This window comes from Butyricimonas faecihominis, assembly GCF_033096445.1.
GTDB lineage: Bacteria > Bacteroidota > Bacteroidia > Bacteroidales > Marinifilaceae > Butyricimonas > Butyricimonas faecihominis.
The window spans coordinates 1,486,881-1,504,700 of record NZ_AP028155.1; the positions used below are offsets into that span (position 1 = coordinate 1,486,881).

Consider the following 17,820-nt stretch of genomic DNA (forward strand, 5'->3'; position numbering starts at 1 on the left):
CATCTTATTCCAGTTCTAATCTATTCAACTCAGAAATATAAGACAACAACTCCACCCGTCCCAATTTTGTTTCAGCAGAAGTAATAAACGCCATGGGCATACTTTCCCATGTATCTTTCATCTTTTCCTGATATTTGGCAATACAATTCATTCGTTCCGTGGTCGTCAACTTATCGGCCTTCGTGAAGACCATAACAAAAGGCACCCCATTCTCTCCCAGCCACTCCATGAAATCGAGATCAATCTTCAACGGATCGTGCCGGCTGTCAATCAACACGAAAAGACATACCATATTCTCCCGTTTTAAAATATAATTCTTTATCATGGAACTGAATTGTCCTCGCTGAGATTTAGATGTTCTGGCATAGCCGTATCCGGGTAAATCCACCAGATACCATTCATCATTAATCAAAAAATGATTGATTAATTGTGTCTTTCCCGGACTGCCGGATGTCTTGGCCAGTTTACTGTGGTTCGTTAACATGTTAATTAACGAAGATTTCCCCACGTTCGATCTCCCGATAAACGCATATTCGTGTCTATCCGGATCCGGACACTTCTTCACATCCGTGTTACTTATCACAAAATTGGCACTCTTAATTTCCATCATTTTTCAATTTGAATATATAAACATTGAACATGTGAAAATGTAAAGTAAACCTTACACTTCCCATGTTCAAATGTACAAATTATTTTCTAGCCGCGAGAAGACGATCTATTGAAATTTCTCGGCTTTTTCGGATCACTTCCCGGTCTTCCTCTTCTCTTTCCACCACTCTTTTCTTCCCGACGTCCGCCACCTCGGCTATCTCGTTTGTCCCGATCTCGACGTTCCCGTCTTCCGGAAAACTCGCCTCGACTCCGGTCATCCCGACGACGTCCATTGTCCCGAGTCGGGATAGCCTTTATCTCCAATGGAATACCATTAAAAAGAACCTTGCTGAAATCTACGGCGAAATCAGATGCACTCTCCTCGTCAATCTCGAATTTAGTATCTGTATCAAAAATACGAATACCTCCGACACCAATCCCCCGACGACGAGAATATTTATTAATCAAGCCCATCAAATCACGAGGTGTCAACCCGTCTTCCCGACCGACATTCAGCATAAACGTGCTGTACACAGTCTCTTCTCCACGTCCCCGACGGTCACGTCGATCTCCCCGATCTCCACGTTCACCTCGCTCTGAACGACCTCCACGGTCATCCTCGCTAATATTCAAATCAGCCGTATTCTTATACTTCTTCAGTAACTTACCGAACTCATAGGAAACCAAATGTTGGATCAACTCTTCTTTCGTCAGCTCTGCGAACTTTTCGTACACATCCGGAGCATACAGATCCATATCCTCTTGATCCTCCGATGCTAAAATCTTATCTGCATAGAATGCCAACTGAGCCCGACAAATCTCTTCCCCTACCGGAACTTGCTTGTACTCGAACTTCTTTTTCAAGATACCTTCAATCCGACGCAATTTCCCTTTCTCTTTCGAGTGAATAATCGCAATAGAGATTCCTTCCTTTCCGGCACGTCCCGTTCTACCGCTACGATGCGTGTAACTCTCCACGTCTTCCGGCAAATTGTAATTGATCACGTGTGTCAGGCAATCCACATCCAACCCACGAGCTGCCACATCGGTTGCCACCAACACTTTCAGCCGTTTCGCCCGGAAAGCGTTCATCACGTTATCCCGCTGCGCTTGGCTCAGATCCCCATGTAATGCATCGCAATCAATTCCATCACGCTGCAAATGTTTCGCTATATCCTGCGCATCATTTTTCGTGCGGGTAAAAATAATAGCGTACATACTGGGAGCGCAATCCACGATTCGACGTAACGTCTCGTAACAATCTTTCGCACGAACCATATAATATTGGTGAGACACCGTGTCTGCACCCTGATTCTTCTTACCCACGGAAATCTCCTTCTGGTTCACCAGATAATTCCGGGCAATCCGCTCTACCTCTTTCGGCATTGTCGCCGAAAACAAATATGTATTTTTATCCTTAGGCGTGTTACTCAAGATAAAGTCCAGATCTTCTTGGAATCCCATGTTCAACATCTCGTCGGCCTCATCCAGCACGACAGCAAACACGGTCTCGATATTCAATGCCTTCCGGTTCAACAAGTCAACCAAACGTCCCGGAGTAGCCACAACCACGTGTACCCCCTTCTGTAATTCTTTCATTTGCCTTCTAATATCCGTCCCCCCGTACACACAGGTCACACGAATATCCGGAAGATACTTTGAATATTTTTTCAAGTCACTCCCGATTTGCATACACAACTCACGCGTGGGACTCAGAACCAATATCTGTACACTATTCCACTCCGGATTAATTTTCTGTAATAACGGCAATCCGAAAGCCGCTGTTTTTCCCGTCCCGGTCTGGGCTAACACAACCAAATCATTTTCTTCGCCCAAAATAACAGGGATGGCCTTCTCTTGTACCGGACTCGGTGTTTCAAACCCTAAATCTGCAATTCCTTTAAGAATTTCCCCGTCTAATCCTAATTCTCTAAATTTTTCCATTAAACTGTTTTAAATTACCCCCTTACAATTTCGGATTTAGTGATTTTTGATTTTAGATTCCTCCTCACAAGGCTAACGCCTCTACTTATAAACCGGAAATCACGTAATCGCTAAATCATTAAATCACTAAATCGCTAGGGTCTGTCTATTTTTAAATGTCTCCGTGTATACGCCGGAGTCGTTGCCAATTCTTCTATTTTTTCGGGTGACAGATCCGGTTGAAGCAAAACCTCCGATTCCTTTAAAATGACCTGTACGTAATCCTTTACCCCGTCCTTGATCTTCTTCGTACGGGCGGCATCCACCGCCTCTTCCGAAACATCATTCACGGACGCAACTCCCTTCAAGGGTTTCGTGAACGTGTTTTCCACGTCCTCCATGGGAAAGCCGGTAGCAATCACCGTCACGGAAATTGCGTCTTCCAGCGCCTCATCAGTTCCCACACCCCAGATTATAGCTGCATTATCACCTACTTCCTTAATCACGTAATTCGTGATTTCACTCATCTCATCCATCGTAATCTCATCCGTCCCGGATGTAATATTCAACAAGATGTCACTAGCTCCCAGTATATCGCTCTTATTCAGCAGAGGACTATTCAAAGCCTCGGCAATCACCCGCTTCGCCCGGTCTTCACCGGAGGCTTTCGCCGCACCCATAATAGCAATTCCACTATCCGTCATCACCGTTCTCACGTCGGCAAAGTCGACGTTTATATATCCCGGTAACGTGATAATCTCCGCGATACCCTTGGCAGCAATATTCAACACGTCGTTAGCCTTGGCAAATGCACTCGACAATGTCTGCGATCCGAATATCCGTTGTATCTTCTCATTATCTATGATAATCAAAGAATCCACGTGTTCTTTTAATCTTTTTACCCCTTCACGAGCCTGATCCAAACGTTTCGGCCCCTCGAAGCGGGAAGGTATCGTAACAATACCCACCGTCAGAATACCCATATCCTTGGCAACCTTGGCAATCACGGGTGCCGCACCGGTCCCGGTACCTCCCCCCATCGCTGCCGTGATAAACACCATCTTCGTATTGGTACTCAACAACGCTTTTATATCATCAATACTCTCGTTAGCGGCAGCCTCTCCGATTTCCGGTCGGTTCCCCGCTCCCCGTCCTTCAGTCAGGGTCTTCCCCAATTGAATAATGGTCGGAATAGGACTATGTTCCAATATTTGCGAATCGGTATTACACAACACGAAATCCACGTCACAGATCCCTTGCCTGTACATGTATTCCACAGCATTACCGCCACCACCTCCGACTCCGATCACCTTAATAATCGGGGTAGTAATCTCAAACTGGTTAAAATTTATCAATCCATCTACCATGATCGTCCATTATTACATTTGTGAATCCCTATTCATATCCTCGTTGAACATATTCCCCAGCTTACGCTTGAACCAACTATCTACATCCGGCACCTCATTTTTTCCCCGTTTGCGCCCGTTCTCCAGTTCAAACTCCCGATCGTACTCTTCGATTCGTTTCCGGTGAGTCTCCTCTTCCCGAACCGGTTCATCGTCATCATCGTCGTCAAACACGATAGCCCGTTGACGTTTCCCGACATCCCGCCGCTGTTCACCTCGCTGTTGGCGCAACCGACGACTTTCCTCCAGTTTTTGCTTGCGCATCCGCTCCTCTTCCTCCAACTTCCGGGCATCCACCGTCTGCATCTCCAAATCTTCCACGGTCTCCACCTTGAAAGAAATATTCGTCTTTTTCCTTTCGATAGGTGAACCGTTAAACCCTGTAGCGATCACAGCCACGTGCAACTCATCACCTAGAGCATCATCCTTACCAGCCCCCCAAATCACGTCCACATCGTTCCCGACCAACTCCTTCACGTAATCGGTAATCAAGGTAATCTCATCCATCGTGATCTCCTTACTACCGTACAACATATTCAACAATATATTAGATGCCCCCCGAATATCATTACTATTCAACAAGGGCGATTCCAATGCCATCTTCGCAGCCTCCAGCGCACGATTCTCTCCAACCGACTCTCCGGCACCCATCAGCGCCACCCCACTATTCCGCATCACCACCTCCACATCGGCAAAGTCCACGTTCACGAATCCCTTCAACGTAATGATCTCCGCAATACTCTTAGCCGCGATCGTCAACACGTTATCCGCCATCTCGAACGCTTTCGACAATTTCAAATCCCCGTACATATCCCGCAACTTCTCGTTACATATAATCAACAGGGCATCCACGTAATTCGACAACTCGTCAACACCCTCCATAGCTTGCTCCACTCGTTTCCGTCCCTCAAAACTGAAAGGGATCGTCACGATTCCGATAGTCAGAATACCTAACTCACGAGCTTGCTTGGCAATAATAGGCGCGGCTCCCGTTCCGGTTCCACCTCCCATACCTGCCGTGATAAACACCATTTTCGTGTTACGCTCCAATATCGTTTTGATATAATCCAGACTTTCAATAGCCGACTGTTTACCGCGTTCCGGCAAACTTCCCGCTCCACGCCCCTCGGTAAGCTCCTTACCGATCTGAATACGATTCTTCACGGGACTAATCCGCAACGCCTGTATATCCGTGTTACACACCACGAACTCTACGCCCCGAATACCCTGACGGCACATATGGTTCACGGCATTACTACCGCCTCCACCCACTCCGATCACCTTGATAATCGATTCTTCCTGTGGTGGAATATTCACAACCAATAAATCATCTTCATTAAGCATAGCTGAAAGGTCTTATATCATTTATTCTTTAAAAAAATTACTAAACCATCCACCGGATTTAGGCTTTTTCACCTCCCGACGTTCACACTGCAACAGTCCCAAAGCCGTAAAATACGCTGGGGACTTCAAACTAGCCTCCCGATCCGCTTTAACACTTGCCACCTTTGCAAATCCGACCGAATGTCCCGACAACTTGGACAACAACACCTCGATCCCCGCCACCTGACAACCGCCTCCGGTCAACAAAATCCCGTCATCCAAATCCTCGTAGCAACCACTTTCCTGCATTTGGAAAATAGCCCCTTCCAACAATTCCTCCAAACGGGATTGCTCCACGTGTACCAAATCATGACTATCAATACAATACTTCGTATCGGGAATCATAATCTTCCGGTTCTTGCACGATGCCCGCAACGCCATACCGAACTCTTCTTTCAGCTTGCGTGCCTTCTCCATGTCATTAATCGAAAATGCTGTATTTATATCCCCATCAATCGTGCTGCATCCCAATGGCAACTCCTCGTCAAAATAAACAAGCCCGTCTTGGAAAACCTGTACTTTGATACTATCTGCGCCTAGATCAAGCAAAGCGAAATTACATATATCCGATCCTGCCGTGATCAAAGCCTTCTGCGCGGCTCCGGCCATCGAATAAAAATCTATCTTATCAACCCCTAGGTTGGCAAACATATCCCTCAAATCCCTCAACTCACTACTCCTTGCCACATACACGTGATAATGGACATCCAACCGTTTCGCCGTAACTCCCACCGGGTTCACCTCACTCTCCTTATCCACGTAATAAGCGAACGGAACGACATCCACCACTTCCTCATCACCGGCCCCCACCACGCTCCGACACTTTTTTTCCATCTCCTGCAAATCCCCTTGGTCTATACTCTTCGGACGAGAAAACTTGATATTCTCCCGGTCTTCAATCTGTTTCACCCACGCCCCGCTCAAAGCAACGTTCAAAGCATCAATATGAACCTCATACTCGCTCTTAAAACGATCCAACAAACGCTGGATACATGCTTTTGCCCGAAGTTTATCAACAATTTTGCCCCGTTTAACTCCTTGTGAGGCAATACTTATGACACCGACCAAACGACAATCACTCCCGGACTTTTCTCCGAGAGCCATCACCATTTTTCCAGACCCCATATCCAAAGAAGCTACAAACCCCATAATATCTAATATTTTATTTTCTAACACAAACAACTTGGTTGTCAAACTTCAAATTGATCTCCTTGTAACGATTCCACCCTTTTTTCGTGATACCGTCCTTCAGAAACAACATCAACTTCTCCAACCTCGCCTCGCAATCATCCACCTTTCCCAACACGATCCGGAAATCCCCCACTTTAGGAATCATCACAACATCCTCGTTCGACCTCACAACCAGTTGTTCGATATACGCGTCCCAAAATGGTTCATTCTTCAATTTCATCGCGAAAGGACCCAGTTTCTCGCAAGCGAATTTCTTATTTATATCACCGGTTGCTACAACAACCCTGGAAGTAAACTTAGAAGACAACGGCATCACTCTCCCGTCACGATCCACGTAATACCCTTCACCCGTTAGTACTCTCAAAACAGGTTCACGTTGCTGGATATTTACATGAATATAACCGTCTAAACTGTAGTAAACCTGAGCCGATTTAATCATCGGATTCTTGACAAGCACCCTTTCCAAACTATCTTTATTCACCGCCAATATACTTTTGTCCATAATGTCTCCGTACCCCTTCTTTATCGCCTTCATAACATCCTCCTCATCGACAAACACGTTAACATCCGTATTTTTGACAGCCACCCGTACCCCTCTACATGTTACCTCCCCCGATTTTGTCGCCACAAAGGTAAGCACAATTATCAGGTATACAAGCAAAATGCAAGATAATATGTAAGGTAAAATGCGTTTCATCTCTATTCCCAGCCTACAAATTTAAAATTTCTAATTCAAATTCTCGTCTCTTATCCATTACATCCAAACCTGTAACCCCGATCAGCAATCCGTCCCTCCAAACATCTCCGTGAAAATCGGAATAAAACGATCTATATCCCCGGCTCCCACGGTCATAAAAACTCCCTCCTTCACGTTCTCCTTCACATACTCCGGAAACTCTTCCTTCGTCACCCGCACGAATGGCACCGTCAGTCGCTCGGCAATCAACCCCGATGTCACCCCCGGAATCGGTTGCTCCCGTGCCGGGTAAATATCCAGCAGGATCACCTGATCCGCAAGATTCAAACTCTTCGCAAACTCCGGGTAAAAATCATTTGTCCGTGAGTACAAATGAGGCTGAAAAGCTACCGTCAACCTCTTATCCGGCCACATCTCCCGAATGGAAGAAAGAGATGCCTCAATCTCCCGCGGATGATGAGCGTAATCGTCAATATAAATCAATCGGTCACTCTTCGCATGTACGTCAAATCTACGGGAAACCCCTTTAAACAAAGGCAAAGCCTCCCGAATCTCTTCCGGTGTCACTCCTGCATACAAAGCCACCGTGATTGCAGCCGTCGCGTTCTCCACGTTCACCCGCCCCGGAAAACACATCCTCAAATCCCTTATCTCCAAATCTTTCCCGATATAATCAAACAAGTAACTCCCGTTATCCACTCGCAACCGATTGGCATAATAATCCGCTTTCTCCCCGGCAGCATAATGCCCCGTAATCGTTCTTTTTTTCAATTCCAACCCCTTACGTAAAAACAACTCACCTCGTGTCTGCAAGGCAAATTCCTCGAAAGCCTCGATCAAATGCTCGTGCGTCCCGTATATATCCAGATGATCCGCATCCATAGCCGTGATTACCGCAATCTCCGGATGTAAATGCAAAAATGAACGATCATACTCGTCCGCCTCGATCACCACGTAATCCGAATCCTTATCAATCAACAAATTCGTGCCGAAATTAGAGGAAATTCCCCCTAGGAAAGCACTACATCCCACGTGCGAACGATTCAACAGAAAAGCCAGCATCGTCGTAGTCGTCGTCTTTCCATGCGTTCCGGCAATGCAAAGTGCTTTTTTACTATGAGACAAAAATCCCAGCACCTCCGCCCGTTTATGCAAAGCGTACCCGTTATCCCGGAAAAAACTAAGAATACGATTTTCCTGCGGTACCGCCGGGGTATATACCACCAACGTATGCTCCTTATCCCGGAAAACCTCCCGAACTCCCTTCTCGTCATCCTCGTAAGTAATCTCAAACCCTTCTTCGTCCGTCATTTTTCGTGTCAACGGTGACGATGTCCGGTCATATCCTGCCACCTCGTAACCCATCATCTTAAAATAACGAGCCAACGCACTCATTCCAATCCCCCCGATACCCACAAAATACACCGCCTTTATATTCTTAATATCCATACCATGAATTTAAAATTTAAAATTTAAAATTTAAAATGGCAGACCATTCAATTCTAAATTTTACATTCTACACTTTAAACTATCTTCAATATTTCCCTCGCAATCACCTCATCCGAATCCTTCATTGCCAGCGTCAAGATATGCTCGGACAAACTTTTCCGTTCCCCATCATCCTGCAACAAGCGTTCCATCACCTCTCCCAAACGCTCCACCACCTCGGCATCCTTCACCATCACGGCAGCTTGTTTATTCACCAGCGCCATAGCATTCTTCGTCTGGTGATCTTCTGCCACGTTAGGCGAGGGCACTAACACCACGGCTTTTCCCAGCAAGCACAACTCTGAAATCGTACCTGCACCCGCTCTTGCCACCACCAAATCAGCACAGGCATACGCCAAATCCATCCGTTTCAAAAACGGCATAAACTTCACGTTTTCCGGCATACGTCCCTTCAATTGTTCTTCCAGCTCCTTGTGGTAATAACTCCCGCACTGCCAAATCACCTGCACGTCCTTCCACCCCGCAATCTTCTCCAACCATCTCACCATAGCCTTGTTAATTGACCCGGCTCCCAGACTACCTCCGGTGACCAGCACCGTTTTCTTATTTGCATCCAGCCCGTAGAAAGCAATCCCCTCCACCCGTTCATTCACGGCATTCAACAAATCCTTCCGCACCGGATTCCCCGTAAATATAATCTTTTCCTTTGGAAAAAAACGTTCCATTCCCTCGTAAGCCACGCAAATCTTGGCAGCCTTCTTTGCCAGCAACTTATTGGTCACCCCGGCGTATGAATTTTGCTCCTGTAACACCAACGGAATACCCGCGTTCGTGGCCACCTTTCCAATCGGTCCACTGGCATACCCTCCAACACCAACTACTACATCCGGCTTAAACTCCCGCACCACACGTTTGGCCTTCTTCAAACTCCGCCACAAATTCCACAGCACCTTCAAATTATTCAACGTCAACTTACGTTGTAACCCTCTCACCGGTAATCCCACGATCTTATACCCGGCCTCCGGTACCTTCTCCATCTCCATCTTCCCCTCTGCCCCCACGAACAGAATCTCTATATCCTTATTCAACCGTTTCAGCGCATTCGCGATAGAAAGGGCAGGAAATATATGTCCTCCCGTTCCGCCTCCACTAATAATTACTTTCTTCATATCTCAAATATCTTCATGTTCAATTTTCCTCGTTCTCTTCTTCCTCGTTTATACCTTGAGCAGCCATCTTTAGTTTCTCCTTCTCTTCCCGTTCTCCCTCTTCCGAGAAAGTATGACTGACACTCAGAATCATCCCGAAAGACGCACTCGTGAACAACAGGGAAGTACCCCCCATACTCACCAGTGGTAACGGCTGCCCGGTCACGGGGAAAAGTCCCACGCAAACCCCCATGTTAATCAATGCCTGAAACACGATACACAGCCCCAATCCGGCCACCAAAATCGCCGGGAACATCCTCGTGCAACGCCGCACAATCACCCCTACCCGGTACAAAATAATCAGGTAAAGCAACATCACGATCCCGGCCCCAACCAGCCCGTATTCCTCCACAATAATAGCAAATATAAAATCCGAATACGGGTGAGGCAAGAAATTCCGCTGCACGCTATTTCCCGGTCCCAGCCCCATCAATCCTCCTTTTGCCACGGCAATCTTCGCTTGATCCGATTGGTACGAATCGTCACTGTCCGTCTCGCTCGGGTTCACGAAATGCTCGATACGGCTTTTCACCGTCAGCAAACGTCCCGCCGACTTCAAATGTTTTTCCGGAACGATAAAAACAACCGCCAGCATCAGAATCATCAACCCCACGATCACCCCGATCAACTTCGCGTACGTCTTCCAGTATAAACGACCGACAAACAACATCACCAAACAAACCCCGCCCAGCAACGCCGATGTCGAGAAATTCTCCATAAAAATCAAGAACAGCACCGGCACCACTAACGTCATTCGCCATAACACATTATTGCTACAACACTCCTCCGTCTGTTCAAAAGCAATCGCACGGGCACAGTACATAATAATCCCCAGTTTCGCCATTTCCGAAGGCTGGAACGTGAACCCGATTCCCGGAATCGTCACCCAACGCCCCGCATCATTTAACGTCGTACCCGCAAACTTCGCCCACAACAGGAATATCAACGACATCCCCAGCACGATCTTGGCAAACGAAAGGAAGTACTTGTAGTGAAACGACTGCAATGTCAGAATCACCACCATACACCCGAACATCAAAAACAACTGTTTAATCAAATAATAACTGGTATTCCCTCCCCGCACACGAAACGCCAGACTCCCCGTCGAAGAATACACCACGATCAACGAGGCCAGCATCAACCCGATGACCACGTACCACAACGTCCGATCCCCCTTAAATACCACCTTATTCTTTAGATTCAACATACTGATTTCTCTATTTTAAATTAAACTCCCTCCCGGCTCCGCCGTACTCCCTCTATAAACAGAGGGAGAGTTAAATTACTCTCCGTCTTCAGGAAGAGTCTCCAACTCCTCCTCTGTTTATAGAGGAGGTGGCCAAAGGCCGGAGGAGTTCTTTTCATTCTAAACTCTAAATTCTAAATTCTACTCTCCTTTAAGCTTTTCACCTTCTCCTTAAACATCTCCCCTCTATTCTCGTAATTCTTAAACAAGTCAAAACTAGCGCAACACGGAGAAAGCAGTACCACATCCCCCTTCTCTGCCCGGCGATAAGCCACCTCCATCGTCTCATCCAGACTATGAGTATCCACCACCTCGCAGATCGGCGAGAACGCCTCGATCAACTTCTTATTATCCACTCCCATACAAATCAACAACTTCACCTTCTCCTTCACCAAATCAAACAACACGCTGTAATCATTTCCTTTATCCGTTCCTCCCGCAATCCACACCACCGGAGCGTGCATACTATCCAAAGCATACCAAGCCGAATCCACGTTTGTTGCCTTTGAATCATTAATATAAGTGACACCATTCACCACGTCCACCGTCTCCAAACGATGCTCCACCTGCGGGAATGTTGTCAACCCCGTCCTCAAATCCTCGTCACTCACCCCGGCCTTCAAAGCGGCCAATATTGCTGCCATCGCGTTATACACGTTATGCCGTCCTTGAATCGTGATCTCCTGTTTGGCAATCCGGAACTCCCGATCTCCCCAACGGGCCACCACCGTGTCCCCATCCATGTAAGCGTTCACCCCGGCGTAATCCGAGTAAGTGAACCCGACTGCCTCCGGCACAATATCCCCCCGTTCCACTCTCTCCCGCACTACCTCGCAGTCATAACCATATATAAACAAATCCTCCTTCCGCATATTATTCAATATCCGGAACTTCGAATTTGCGTAATTCTCAAATTTATAATCATACCGATCCAAATGATCCGGTGTAATATTCGTCAATATCGCCGTGTCACAACGGAATTGGAACATCCCGTCCAACTGAAAACTAGACAACTCCACCACGTACACCCGATGCAAATCGTCAGCCACCTGTGCCGCCAGACTATTCCCCACATTCCCGGCCAGTCCCACGTCATACCCAGCCTTCTCCAATATATGATACAACAACAAAGTAGTAGTAGTCTTCCCGTTACTCCCCGTGATACAATACATCTTCGCATCCGTGTGCCGTCCCGCAAACTCGATCTCGGAAATCACCTCGATTCCCTTCTCCCTCAGCCCCACGATCATCGGCAGCTTATCCGGAATCCCCGGACTCTTCACCACCAAATCCGCAGCGAAAACGCATTCTTCCGTGTGTTGCCCCTCTTCATACTCTACCCCCAATTCCTCCAACACACGCTTATACTTGTCGGCCAACTTCCCCTTGTCCGACAAAAAAACCTCATACCCTAGCTTCTTTCCTAACTTGGCAGCTCCCGCTCCACTTTCTCCTCCGCCTAAAATAACCAAACGTTCCATCATTTTAGATTTTAAATCTTACGAATTAAATGATTTAGTAATTTCCGATTAGGTGATTCCCGCTCACGATCCAATACTCTTTTCAATCTCTGAATCATTAAATCGCCAATCACTGAATCTCTTTATTTTAAATCTCCTCTATCGTATTTTCAACGTCACAATCGTTATCACCGCCAATGCAATTCCCACGATCCAGAACCGGGTCACGATCTTCGGTTCCGGAATCCCTTTCTTCTGGAAATGGTGATGTAACGGGGACATCAGGAATATCCGTCGTCCCTCCCCGAACTTCTTCTTTGTATATTTAAAATAGCTGACCTGCATCATCACCGACAAATTCTCCACGAGGAAAATACCACACAGGATAGGGATCAGCAACTCTTTATGAATCATGATTGCGAACACGGCAATAATTCCCCCCAGCGACAAACTCCCCGTGTCACCCATAAACACTTGAGCCGGAAACGAGTTATACCACAGGAACCCGATCGTCGCCCCGATAAACGCGGCAATAAACACCACCAGCTCCCCCGAATGTGGAATATACATGATATTCAAGTAATCCGCGTACACCATATTACCCGACACGTACGCCAAAATACCCAACGTCGCCCCCACGATAGCCGAAGTCCCCGTTGCCAATCCGTCCAATCCATCCGTCAGATTCGCCCCGTTCGACACCGCCGTAACAATCACGATCGTGATAATAATAAACACGATCCAACCGATCTCCTCGGCATAGTCCCCGAAAAGCGCCCCGAACCAAGCGTAATCAAACTCGTTATTCTTGAAAAAAGGTATCGTCGTCTTGGTCGATTTTATATCTTTCGTCAAAACGGTCTGGCTATTCTCGGACACGAACCCCTCATCTACCGTGCTAGTTACCACCCCGACTTCCGAAATGGAAACCTTCTCCCGGATCAGCACGTCATCGCTCACGTAAAGTGTCACACCCACAATCAACCCCAACCCTACTTGTCCGATCACCTTGAAACGTCCCTTCAACCCCTCCTTGTGCTTCCGGAACACCTTGATATAATCATCCAGAAAACCGATCAGCCCCAACCAAATCGTCGAAACAATCATCAACTGGATATACACGTTATCCAACCGGGCAAACAAAACCACCGGAACCAGAATCGCCAGCAAGATAATCACCCCGCCCATCGTCGGTGTTCCCTTCTTCTGCATCTGACCTTCTAGTCCCAAGTCCCGGATTTCTTCCCCGACCTGTTGCTTCTGCAAAATACGGATAATGCGCTTTCCCACCACCGTGGCAATCAACAATGACAAAATCACCGCGCAAGCCGACCGGAACGTGATATATTGAAACATCCCCGCTCCCGGGAAATCAAACTGTTCTAAATAATCAAAGATATGATAAAACATGACCTACAACTTAAATATTTCCTTAATAACCTCTTTATCATCAAAATGATGTTTCACACCCTTTATCTCTTGGTAATCCTCGTGTCCCTTTCCGGCCACCAGCACGATGTCCCCCTTCTTCGCCAACATCAACGCCGCACGAATCGCCTCCTTCCGATCGGTAATCGCCAGCACCCGGCTCGCCGCCTCGTCCGGCACCCCGGCACGCATATCCTCGATTATCGCGGCAGGTTCCTCACTTCGCGGGTTATCGGACGTCAGAATCACCCGGTCACTCAACCGACAGGCAACCTCCGCCATCTCCGGCCGTTTCGTCCGATCCCGGTCACCCCCGGCACCCACCACCGTGATCACCGTCCCCTCTTTCTTCAGCCCCTCGATCGTCGATAACACGTTCTCCAACGCGTCCGGCGTGTGCGCGTAATCCACGATAGCCATCACCCCCTCGTTCGATAAAATGGTCTCGAAACGCCCCGACACCGGCACCAGCATACTCATCACGGGCAACAACTCCTCCTTCCCGAAATCCAGCAACCGCGCACTCGCGTAAACCGCCAACAAATTATAAGCATTAAAATCCCCCACGAACCTCGTCCACACCTCGCTGCCGTCCAGATGCAATAACGTCCCGTCCAGATGCCGTTCCAACGTCTTGCAGTTAAAATCCGCCATCCGCTTACAGGAATAAGTATATTTACGGGCTGCCGTGTTCTGCAACATCACCATCCCGTTCTTGTCATCTCCGTTCGTCAACGCGAAAGCCTTTTTCGGCAAGCGGTCAAAAAACGCCTTCTTCGCTTCGATATACGCTTTAAAAGTCTTGTGATAATCGAGATGATCGTGCGTGATATTCGAGAAAATCGCCCCATCAAAATCCAACCCGCTAATCCGTCTTTGGTCAATAGCGTGCGAACTCACTTCCATGAAACAATACTCGCACCCGGCATCCACCATCCGCCCCATCAGCTCGTTAATCTCCATCGCATCCGGAGTCGTGTGAGTAGCGTGAACCCTCTCGTCCCCGATATAATTACACACCGTTGACAAAAGCCCCGCTTTCCTTCCCAGCAAACGCACCAGCTCGTACAACAGCGTCGCCGTCGTCGTCTTCCCGTTCGTCCCGGTCACCCCGACCACCTTCATCCGGCGGGACGGGTTCCCGTAAAAATTAGAGGCCATCACCCCCAGCGCCTCCGAAGAATTGCCCGTCTTCACGTAAACTACCCCCTCTTTCAACTCTCCCGGCACCTCCTCGCAGACAACCGCTACAGCTCCTGCCGCCACGGCCTTCCCGATATACCCGTGTCCATCCGCACTCACTCCCCTTTGGGCAACAAACAAATCTCCCTCTCCGACCTTTCTCGAATCGAAGTGTATCATCTTAACCTCTACATCCGGTCTCCCTTGCACGACCTCGCAGGCAACCCCGTCTAACAGCTCTCTTAAATTCATCTCAACTTATTAATTTTAGCTCCTATCTATTCAGTGATTTAATGATTTCCGATTAGTCGATTCTCTCCAATCAACACTCTTTTTAATCACTTAATCATTCAATCGGCAATCACAGAATCTTTTTCATTCTAAACTCTAAATTCTAAATTCTAAATTATCTCAACTCAATATGCACATAACTCCCCCTTCTCACCCTCCCTCCCGGAGTCAACGATTGCTGGCTCACCGTACCGACCCCGCTCACCCCGACTTTCAGCCCGCTATTCTCCAACAAGTACAGCGCATCCCTCAGCCCCATTCCCTTCACGTTCGGCACCAGTGTCATATCCACGCTCCGGGCTTTCAACACGAACTCCGTCCCCTCCTTATCCCGCGAAGTCATCACCCAATCGGCACGCTCCGCCTCATCCTCCGTCACGTTAATCCCCAGCTCGTCATATATCTCCAGAAAATCACTCTTCAACCCGTTCTGACTGATCGGCAACGTTTCGTCTTTCTCCTCCTCGTCCTCGTTATTATCCCCCATCAACGATGCCATCGTGTAAATCTTATCGGCAATCTCCTTGAACACGCTACCCGAAACCACGTTTCCATAATACCCCACCGACCGCGACGGGTTATCCACCACCACGATACACGAGTACATCGGCTTGTCCGCCGGGAAATACCCCACGAAACTGGCCCGGTACTTCGGTTCGGAATTATACCCTTTCGACCCCGCGGCCACCTTTGCCGTCCCCGTCTTCCCCGCGATCTTGCAGGCCGCGTTCTTCAAATTCTTCGCCGAGCCGTTCTCTACCACCCCTTCCATCATCTGTTTCATATAAGCCACCGTCTGCCGACTGCAAATATGGCTACTCACCACCTCCGGTTCGAACCGCTCCACTACCCGGCTCCCGTTACGAATCTCCTTCACGATACGCGGTTTCATCCGTTTCCCGTCATTTGCCAGTGCATTATAAAAAGCCAACACCTGCAAAGGCGTAATCTTCAACTCGTACCCGAAACTCATCCAGCGCAACGTGGTACCGCTCCACGTCTTATCCCCCGGATACTTAATATAAGGATCCGCCTCTCCCGCCAACTCGATCCCTACCTTTTTATTCAACCCCATCGCGTACCACCGGTTCACGAACTTCTCCGGCTGTTGCCTGTAATGCTCATATACTAATTCCGTGATTCCGTTCAGCGAACGCTCGAAAATCCCCTGCACCGTCACCTTACCGATCGGCGACCTCGCCTCCTTCAACGTCACCCCGTTATGCGTGTAAATACCTTTTCCCAAGTCAACCGTGTCCTCCGGGTGAACATACCCGTCCTCCAACAAAGCCACCATCGTTGCCGCCTTGATCACCGAACCCGGTTCCGCGGCATCCCCGATAGCGTTATTCAACACCTCCCGGTACCCTGTCGCCGTCTTCGACACGTTCGCGATGGCCTTTATATCTCCCGTCTTCACGTCCATCAGGATAGCCGTCCCAGCGCTGGCCTTGTAATGCTCCAACTGCCGGGTCAAAGCCCCCTGCACAATATCTTGACACTCCACGTTAATCGTCGTCACCACGTCATTCCCGTCCACCGGATCATCCACCGTCACCGAAACCCACCGTCCCGACATCATCTGCCGGATACTCCGTCCCGGTTCCCCCCGCAACTGTTTCTCGAAAGCCCCTTCAATCCCCACGCGTCCCTCGAAACTACCATCCTTCGCCTCGTTCAAATAACCGATCGTCCGGTAGGCCAAGTCCCTGTGCGGCTGCAAACGCACGTTCTCCCGTTCCAAAATCAGACCGCTCTTCGTACCCCTTTCCCGAAAAATAGGAAATTTCTTAACCTCCAGCAAGTCGGTGTAAGAAATTTTCTTCTTGTTCACAAGCAAATAACGATTCGGCTTTGCCCCGTACTTCCCTTGCCACAACTTCTTCCGGTACTCCACCGTCGGGGCATCCTTGAAAAAGCGGGACAACATCATCGACAAACTATCCACCTTCTTCCGGAACAGCGTGTCCGGAATCGCCTTACAATCCAGCCTCAGCGAATAATAAGGAACCGAACTCGCCAGAATTCGCCCGTCATCCGCGTATATATTCCCCCGGTTCGGTGCCACTTCAAAATCCTTAAACGACACCGAACGTCCCATCTTCCTCCACTTATCCCCCTCCCATATTTGCACGTGCAGGGCTTTTACCACGATAAAGGCAGCAATCACCATCACGATCAGGTACACAAGTCCCAACCGCCCGGCCAATTCATGTTTTATAGATGCTGCCATGTTATAGTTAAAAATTAAAAGTTAAAAACTAAAAGTTCATACCCATCGTAAAACCTGATAGTCCTTAACCTGTTATTATATCTTTTATCTTTCATCTTTTAGTTTTCCCCTTCCTAACTTCCCCTTGCACAA

At 48.2% G+C, this 17,820-nt stretch carries 13 protein-coding genes; all 13 read right to left on the reverse strand.

What is annotated here, in order from left to right; genetic code table 11:
- Window positions 1-4: 4 nt before the first annotated feature.
- The 13 genes from yihA to R8806_RS06370 all read right to left on the reverse strand — a co-directional run bounded on the left by yihA (window position 5) and on the right by R8806_RS06370 (window position 17,688).
- Window positions 5-607 (reverse strand): ribosome biogenesis GTP-binding protein YihA/YsxC, encoded by a 603-nt coding sequence (gene yihA, locus R8806_RS06310; RefSeq protein WP_118302812.1) that lies wholly within the window; start codon window positions 605-607, stop codon window positions 5-7.
- An 89-nt stretch (window positions 608-696) separates the two neighbouring features.
- The gene (locus tag R8806_RS06315) at window positions 697-2,535 is read right to left on the reverse strand and encodes a DEAD/DEAH box helicase (protein ID WP_124316968.1); all 1,839 of its coding nucleotides are present in this window, start codon (window positions 2,533-2,535) and stop codon (window positions 697-699) included.
- Window positions 2,536-2,669: 134 nt separating this feature from the next.
- On the reverse strand, window positions 2,670-3,881 hold the full coding sequence (gene ftsZ, locus R8806_RS06320) for a cell division protein FtsZ (protein ID WP_124316967.1): 1,212 nt from the start codon (window positions 3,879-3,881) through the stop codon (window positions 2,670-2,672).
- A gap of 12 nt (window positions 3,882-3,893) precedes the next feature.
- A complete protein-coding gene (gene ftsZ / locus R8806_RS06325; protein WP_087420582.1) occupies window positions 3,894-5,264 on the reverse strand; it encodes a cell division protein FtsZ in 1,371 nt (456 codons plus the stop codon).
- Between the two features lie 21 nt (window positions 5,265-5,285).
- Window positions 5,286-6,452 carry a cell division FtsA domain-containing protein gene (locus tag R8806_RS06330; protein ID WP_124316966.1) on the reverse strand — a complete coding sequence of 389 codons (1,167 nt, stop codon included), beginning with the start codon at window positions 6,450-6,452 and terminating at the stop codon, window positions 5,286-5,288.
- A 13-nt stretch (window positions 6,453-6,465) separates the two neighbouring features.
- A complete protein-coding gene (locus R8806_RS06335) occupies window positions 6,466-7,122 on the reverse strand; it encodes a cell division protein FtsQ/DivIB (protein ID WP_229782483.1) in 657 nt (218 codons plus the stop codon).
- Between the two features lie 150 nt (window positions 7,123-7,272).
- Window positions 7,273-8,640: a UDP-N-acetylmuramate--L-alanine ligase gene (murC, locus tag R8806_RS06340; protein ID WP_124316965.1), complete on the reverse strand. Its 1,368-nt coding sequence runs from the start codon at window positions 8,638-8,640 to the stop codon at window positions 7,273-7,275.
- Between the two features lie 74 nt (window positions 8,641-8,714).
- Window positions 8,715-9,809, reverse strand: a complete 1,095-nt coding sequence (gene murG / locus R8806_RS06345) for an undecaprenyldiphospho-muramoylpentapeptide beta-N-acetylglucosaminyltransferase (protein ID WP_118302057.1) — start codon at window positions 9,807-9,809, stop codon at window positions 8,715-8,717.
- Window positions 9,810-9,828: 19 nt separating this feature from the next.
- Complete coding sequence (locus tag R8806_RS06350; protein WP_087420586.1) at window positions 9,829-11,055, reverse strand: FtsW/RodA/SpoVE family cell cycle protein; 1,227 nt, start codon at window positions 11,053-11,055, stop codon at window positions 9,829-9,831.
- A 173-nt stretch (window positions 11,056-11,228) separates the two neighbouring features.
- On the reverse strand, window positions 11,229-12,575 hold the full coding sequence (gene murD / locus R8806_RS06355) for a UDP-N-acetylmuramoyl-L-alanine--D-glutamate ligase (protein WP_124317365.1): 1,347 nt from the start codon (window positions 12,573-12,575) through the stop codon (window positions 11,229-11,231).
- Window positions 12,576-12,713: 138 nt separating this feature from the next.
- Window positions 12,714-13,964, reverse strand: coding sequence for a phospho-N-acetylmuramoyl-pentapeptide-transferase (gene mraY, locus R8806_RS06360; protein ID WP_124317363.1), 1,251 nt, complete (start codon window positions 13,962-13,964; stop codon window positions 12,714-12,716).
- 3 nt (window positions 13,965-13,967) lie between these two features.
- On the reverse strand, window positions 13,968-15,416 hold the full coding sequence (locus tag R8806_RS06365) for a UDP-N-acetylmuramoyl-L-alanyl-D-glutamate--2,6-diaminopimelate ligase (RefSeq protein WP_124317364.1): 1,449 nt from the start codon (window positions 15,414-15,416) through the stop codon (window positions 13,968-13,970).
- A gap of 154 nt (window positions 15,417-15,570) precedes the next feature.
- Window positions 15,571-17,688, reverse strand: coding sequence for a penicillin-binding protein (locus R8806_RS06370; protein ID WP_221230309.1), 2,118 nt, complete (start codon window positions 17,686-17,688; stop codon window positions 15,571-15,573).
- Window positions 17,689-17,820 lie beyond the last annotated feature (132 nt).

Coding starts and splice junctions, on each gene's coding strand:
- yihA (WP_118302812.1), bottom strand. CDS start 607: ATGGAAATTAAGAGTGCCAATTTTGTGATAAGTAACACGGATGTGAAG.
- R8806_RS06315 (WP_124316968.1), bottom strand. CDS start 2,535: ATGGAAAAATTTAGAGAATTAGGATTAGACGGGGAAATTCTTAAAGGA.
- ftsZ (WP_124316967.1), bottom strand. CDS start 3,881: ATGGTAGATGGATTGATAAATTTTAACCAGTTTGAGATTACTACCCCG.
- ftsZ (WP_087420582.1), bottom strand. CDS start 5,264: ATGCTTAATGAAGATGATTTATTGGTTGTGAATATTCCACCACAGGAA.
- R8806_RS06330 (WP_124316966.1), bottom strand. CDS start 6,452: ATGGGGTTTGTAGCTTCTTTGGATATGGGGTCTGGAAAAATGGTGATG.
- murC (WP_124316965.1), bottom strand. CDS start 8,640: ATGGATATTAAGAATATAAAGGCGGTGTATTTTGTGGGTATCGGGGGG.
- murG (WP_118302057.1), bottom strand. CDS start 9,809: ATGAAGAAAGTAATTATTAGTGGAGGCGGAACGGGAGGACATATATTT.
- R8806_RS06350 (WP_087420586.1), bottom strand. CDS start 11,055: ATGTTGAATCTAAAGAATAAGGTGGTATTTAAGGGGGATCGGACGTTG.
- murD (WP_124317365.1), bottom strand. CDS start 12,575: ATGGAACGTTTGGTTATTTTAGGCGGAGGAGAAAGTGGAGCGGGAGCT.
- mraY (WP_124317363.1), bottom strand. CDS start 13,964: ATGTTTTATCATATCTTTGATTATTTAGAACAGTTTGATTTCCCGGGA.
- R8806_RS06365 (WP_124317364.1), bottom strand. CDS start 15,416: ATGAATTTAAGAGAGCTGTTAGACGGGGTTGCCTGCGAGGTCGTGCAA.
- R8806_RS06370 (WP_221230309.1), bottom strand. CDS start 17,688: ATGGCAGCATCTATAAAACATGAATTGGCCGGGCGGTTGGGACTTGTG.